The organism is Streptomyces sp. NPDC059255 (genome assembly GCF_042752355.1).
Classification (GTDB): domain Bacteria; phylum Actinomycetota; class Actinomycetes; order Streptomycetales; family Streptomycetaceae; genus Streptomyces.
The window spans coordinates 1-5,184 of record NZ_JBHYZP010000086.1; the positions used below are offsets into that span (position 1 = coordinate 1).

3 protein-coding genes and 2 pseudogenes are annotated in these 5,184 nt (G+C 70.2%); all 5 read right to left on the reverse strand.

The genetic code is table 11. The features are described from left to right. Positions 1-100: pseudogene (locus ACFXKG_RS41020) on the reverse strand (ATP/GTP-binding protein); the annotation flags it as partial. Continuing rightward, entirely contained in the window at positions 81-725 is a 645-nt protein-coding gene (locus tag ACFXKG_RS41025; protein WP_384850673.1) for a DUF742 domain-containing protein, read from the reverse strand. The gene ACFXKG_RS41025 and the pseudogene ACFXKG_RS41020, both read right to left, overlap by 20 nt. Before the next feature lie 103 nt (positions 726-828). Then, positions 829-1,242 (reverse strand): roadblock/LC7 domain-containing protein, encoded by a 414-nt coding sequence (locus ACFXKG_RS41030; protein ID WP_010984131.1) that lies wholly within the window; start codon positions 1,240-1,242, stop codon positions 829-831. A gap of 10 nt (positions 1,243-1,252) precedes the next feature. Continuing rightward, on the reverse strand, positions 1,253-4,744 hold the full coding sequence (locus ACFXKG_RS41035; protein ID WP_384850676.1) for a nitrate- and nitrite sensing domain-containing protein: 3,492 nt from the start codon (positions 4,742-4,744) through the stop codon (positions 1,253-1,255). 338 nt (positions 4,745-5,082) lie between these two features. After that, a pseudogene (locus ACFXKG_RS41040) lies at positions 5,083-5,184 on the reverse strand (ATP-binding protein); the annotation flags it as partial.

Below are 5,184 nucleotides of genomic sequence, written 5' to 3' on the forward strand. Positions count from 1 at the left end.
CCACGAACGTGGTCTTGCCCACGCCGAAGCCGCCAGCCACCACGATCTTCGCGCTGGTGGTCGATCGGGCCGCACCGCCGCTAGAGCTTGCGAAGTCCACTGAGCACCCTTTCGAGCAGTGTCACGTCTGGCGTGCCGCCGGTGGCCTCGTCGCCACCGGGCTGGTGGATGGCGACAAGGCCCGCCTCCGCCAGGTCGGCAACGAGGATCCGGGCCACGCCGAGGGGGATGGAGAGGAGCGCCGAGACTTCGGCGACCGATTTGATCTCGAAACACAGCTGGCAGATCCGCTGGTGCTCGGGCAACTGCCCCTGCAACTGGGACGGATCAGCCGTCGTACTGACCAGCGCCTCGATGGCGAGCTGGTAACGCGGCCGGGTCCGGCCGCCGGTCATGGCGTACGGGCGCACCAACGGGTTGTGCGCGCCCATGGAAGGCTCGGCTTCCGGTGAACGCCTCGGCTGCACCGGCTGGATGCGGGGCTGCCGGGGCTCGTCGTACTCGTACTGCTGCGGCGGGGGCGGGGGTTGGTACGACTGCCGCTGCGGTGCGCCGCGGCCGCCACCCTGCCCGCCGTGGCCCTGCCCGCCCTGGTCATGGCTCGGCTCGCCCTGTCCGCCGCCCTGTCCGCTGGGCGTGGAGGGAAAGTTGAACCGGTTCCGGGCATGCTCACCCGGAGACCGGGGGCCACCGTCGTAGTGATGCCCACCTGGGGGTGTAGCCACGTTTCCTCCTCCGAGTGCCGGGGCGCCGGGCCCGATCCTGGCGGACCTGTGAGATCCGCGCCACCGCACCCTAATGGTGCGGCGGCGAACAGCGCACTGTCTGTCAGTTCAGCAGACTTCCCTGGAGCTCCGCACGCAGGTCCGGGGTCAGGACCGTACCCGCACGGTCGACCAGGAGGGCCATCTCGTACCCGACCAGGCCGATGTCGGCCTCGGGGTGGGCGAGCACGGCCAGCGAGGAGCCGTCGGAGATGGACATGAGGAAGAGGAAACCGCGCTCCATCTCGACGACGGTCTGGTTCACGGCCCCGCCCTCGAAGATCCGGGACGCCCCCGCGGTCAGCGAGGTCAGCCCGGATGCCACGGCCGCGAGCTGATCTGCGCGGTCGCGCGGGAATCCTTCGGACATGGCGAGCAGGAGTCCGTCGGCGGAGACCACCACCGTGTGGGACACCCCGGGGGTGTTGTCCACAAAGTTGGTGATCAACCAGTTCAGATTCTGCGCCGCCTGGCTCATCGGGCTCACACTAACGCTCCTGGTTGTAGGTACTGCCCGGGCCGCGGCCCGGTCCGTTCTTGTCCGCTCCGGCGTTGCGGCCCCGCTCGACGCCGCGTCGCAGGTTGCTCAGCCTGCCCCGGATGTCCTCCGGGGCGCGGGAGACCTGGGGGCCGTTGTGCGTGGTCTGCTCCGCCGCGCCCTCGACCAGGTTGGCCTTGGGCACGCGGCGCGGCAGACCGGACGAGGTGACACCACCGGCCTTGGGCTCACGGAGCTTCTCCGCGCGCTGGAACCGCTCGTCGTTCCGCACGCGCCAGTCGTCGGAACCGGCCGTCCCCGCCTGCCCGTTGGTCCGGTTGTCGCCAGGGCCGCCGCTCGGGGTGCTCCCCTCGCCGCGTCCCTTGTCCTGCTCAAGGCTCTGCTGGCTCTGCTCGTCCTGGAAGTTGCCCGGGGTGGTGCTCCGGCCGTTCAGCGCCGTCGACGAGGTCTGTCCGGCCGGCTGTCCTTCGCCCTCACCGGCGGGCTGCCACGACGCCGGCGACTGCGGCTGCTGGGGCTGGCCGCTGCCACGGCGCGGCAGACCCGCGTCCGTCAGTGTGTGACTGGTGCTCGGGGAGGGACCCGGACGGTTCAAGCCTACGTTGTCCCGGGGGTTCTCGGGAGCGCCGAGGCCCGATTCCGGTTCGGCCGGCCGTTCGGCGTCGTACGTACCCGGATAGGCACTCTGATCGGCCCACTCGCCCTGGTGGGGCTGGGGGTTGAACAGATTCTCGTACGTGCCCTCGGCGCCCTGCGCGGCGGGGTACGGGGACTCCGTATACCCCTGCTGCCCCGGGGTCCCCTGCTGCGGGAGAAACGCGTCGGACTGCTGGTACGTGTCGGGCTGCTGGTACCCGTCGGACGGCTGGTACGTACCGGTCTGCTGGTACGTGTCGGGCGCGCGGTACTCCTCGAATCCGCCCGTGGTGAACTCGGCCGCGGGAGCGGAGAAGTCCGCCCCGGGCGCGGGCTGCTGGGGCGCGTATCCCTGCTCGTACCCCGACTCGTACGACGGCTTCGCCTGCGCGTACCCGTCGGTGGACTCGTCGCGGAACTGGCCGTCCACCTGGTCCTGGAAGAGCGGCTGGTCGCCCGCGGCGTCCTGCGGCGGTGCCCCGAGGGCCGCGCGCCGCTCGTCGCGCTTGAGCGAGCGGTTGACCGGGTCGAGGCGTGCCGACTGCTCCGCCGCCGTGGGCTGCTGCTCGTACCGCGAGTCGTCGAAGCCCAGCTCCGCCGCGGTCAGCATCGGAGCGGTCGGGAAGGCCTGCTCCTCCTCCGGGAGGTTCGGCTGGTCCGGCATGATCTGCGAGACGGTGAAGTCCTCGCCCTGACCGGGGGCGCCGCCCCCGCCGCCGTGCGTGATCGCGTCCGGCAGCATGACCAGCGACGTCGTGCCCGCCTGCTCGCCCGAGGGGCGGAGCTGGACCCGTACGCCGTGCCGCTCGGCGAGCCGGCCGACCACGAACAGCCCCATGCGCTGGGAGACCGTGGCGTCCACCGTCGGCGGGTTGGCCAGCTTGTGGTTGATGTCGGCGAAGTCCTCGGCGGTGAGACCGATCCCCTTGTCGTGGATCTCGATCATCACCCGGCCGTCGGGCAGCCGGGTCGCCGTGACCCGGACCTTCGTCTGCGGCGAGGAGAACGTGGTGGCGTTCTCCAGCAGCTCCGCGAGCAGGTGCACGAGGTCGGTCACGGCCTGGCCGTGGATCTCCGTCTCCGGGACCCCGGTCAGCTCGATGCGCTCGTACGACTCCACCTCGGAGGAGGCGGCGCGCAGGACGTCCACCAGCGGCACCGGCTGGTTCCAGCGGCGGCCGGGCTCCTCGCCGGCGAGGACCAGCAGGTTCTCGCCGTTGCGGCGCATCCGCGTCGCGAGATGGTCCAGCTTGAAGAGGTTCTCCAGCTGGTCCGGGTCCCCCTCGTTGTTCTCCAGGTCCGAGATGAGGGTCAACTGACCCTCGATCAGCGACTGGTTGCGGCGCGAGAGATTGGTGAAGATCGCGTTGACGTTGCCGCGGAGCATCGCCTGCTCGGCCGCGAGCCGCACCGCCTCGCGGTGGACCTGGTCGAAGGCGCGGGCGACCTCGCCTATCTCGTCGCGCGAGTCGATCGGGATGGGCTGCACCCGGGTGTCGACCCGGCCGGGCTCGGCCCGCGAGAGCTGGTCGACCAGCATCGGCAGCCGCTGCTCGGCGATCCCGAACGCGGCCGTACGCAGCGACAGCATCGACCGGCTCAGCTGCCGCGCCATCATCCCGGCCAGGATGAAGGCGGCCAGCAGGGCGACCAGCACGATCGCGCCGTTGATGATCGCGTTGTTCCTGGCGTTGGTCGCGATCGAGGACGCCTCCGCGACGGCCTTGTCGACCAGCTCCGTCTCGATCGTGTTGTACCCGTCGAACTTGGCGGTGGAGGCCGCCATCCAGGTCTCCGGGGTGACCCCGCGCTCGGCGAGCTGCTCGGGGGAGTCGCCGCTGGCGATCGCGGCCACCATGCCGTCGTAGACGGAGCCGTCCTTGGCGGGCGGCGCCGTGAACTCCTTGCCTGCGGCGGCGGCCTGCTGCTGTGCCGAGGCGATCTCCTTGGCCCCGGCGGCCGCCTGCGCGGTCATGACCTCCTGGAGCCTGACGGCGTCCGACTGCGTGCCGCCGGAGACGTACTCGCCGATGGCGACGTCCTCCAGGTAGGCGTACGAGGAGAACGCGATCGCCTGGCCGGTCTTGACGTCGGCCTTCTGGCTCGGCCTGACCAGCAGGTGCGTGCCGATGGAGCGCTGGAGCGACTCGGCGCCCTTGGCCAGTCCGATGGCGTAGACCGTGCGGCCGTAACTGGTGATGTTCCCGGTGCCCAGGCCCAGTTCGTTGGAGAGCTGCATGAGCGTGTGCTCCAGCGGCACGTACGCCTCTTCGGTGGCCACGGGACCGCCGTTGCCGCCGCTCTTGTCCGGGGTCTCCACCCCGGCGGTGTACGCGGTCTTCCGGATGTTCTCCAGCGTCGGCTCCGAGCTGCGGAAGAGCCCGATCCGGCGTTCGAGGCCCTCGTCGGCGGGCAGGTCCTGCACCGCCAGGTCGAACTTCTTCTTCGCCGCGTCCGTGGCCGCGTAGCTCTCGGTGACGACCTCGGCGTCCCGTTTGTTGGTGAGCAGGGACTGCGCGGTGAGATCACGCTCGTTGAGCAGCGCGTGTCCGTACTCGGATGCGGCCCGCACGACAAGGGCCGTCTTCTGCGCGTCCTGCGCCTCCTGCCACGTATCGATCGAGCCCTTGACCTGGAATCCCCCCATGACCAGGCCGACCATGACGGGGACCAGGAGGATCGCGTACAGCCGTGTGGTCACCCGCCAGTTGCGCGGGGAGAACGGGCTGGGGCTGCCGGCCGCGGCGGGCGGACCGGTCGTGACGGCAGGCGCCGCTGCGCGCGGCGGCGGGGTGAAGTTGCCCCGCGCCTTCTGCTCCGCGGAGCTCGTCGTGCTTCGCCTCACTCGACCAACAACCTCTCGGCGTCGGCACCTACGCTGTGCCGTGTTTCGTTCAGGGCCGTACTACTCGGGAGTTCTCGAATTCCAGCACGGGGGGCGCCCCCTTTCCAAACAGCGGGAATCAGCCATTCCTTGTGGTACATGCCTCACGTAAAACGGGCATAAAGAGCGAGCCCCGCCAAAAGGCGGGGCCGGCATGAGCGCAGGGACACCGGGCGAGTGCGCCGGGTGGCCGGAGAGCGTGAAACCTCTGTCGAAATGTTATGAACACAGAGGCGGGCCGTGTCAAAGGACATGGCCCACCTCCGGGTATGCCTACGGCAACTGCCGTAGGGCACCGTCTACTTCAGTCGTGCCATGAGGGCGTGTTCGACGAGGGTGATGAGTCCGCTTTTGGCGTCGGCGCGGTGGCGGGCGTCGGTGGTGATGATGGGGGTGTCGGG

Excerpts from the sequence above, each read along its gene's own strand:
- ACFXKG_RS41030 (WP_010984131.1), bottom strand. The coding sequence starts at position 1,242 with ATGAGCCAGGCGGCGCAGAATCTGAACTGGTTGATCACCAACTTTGTG.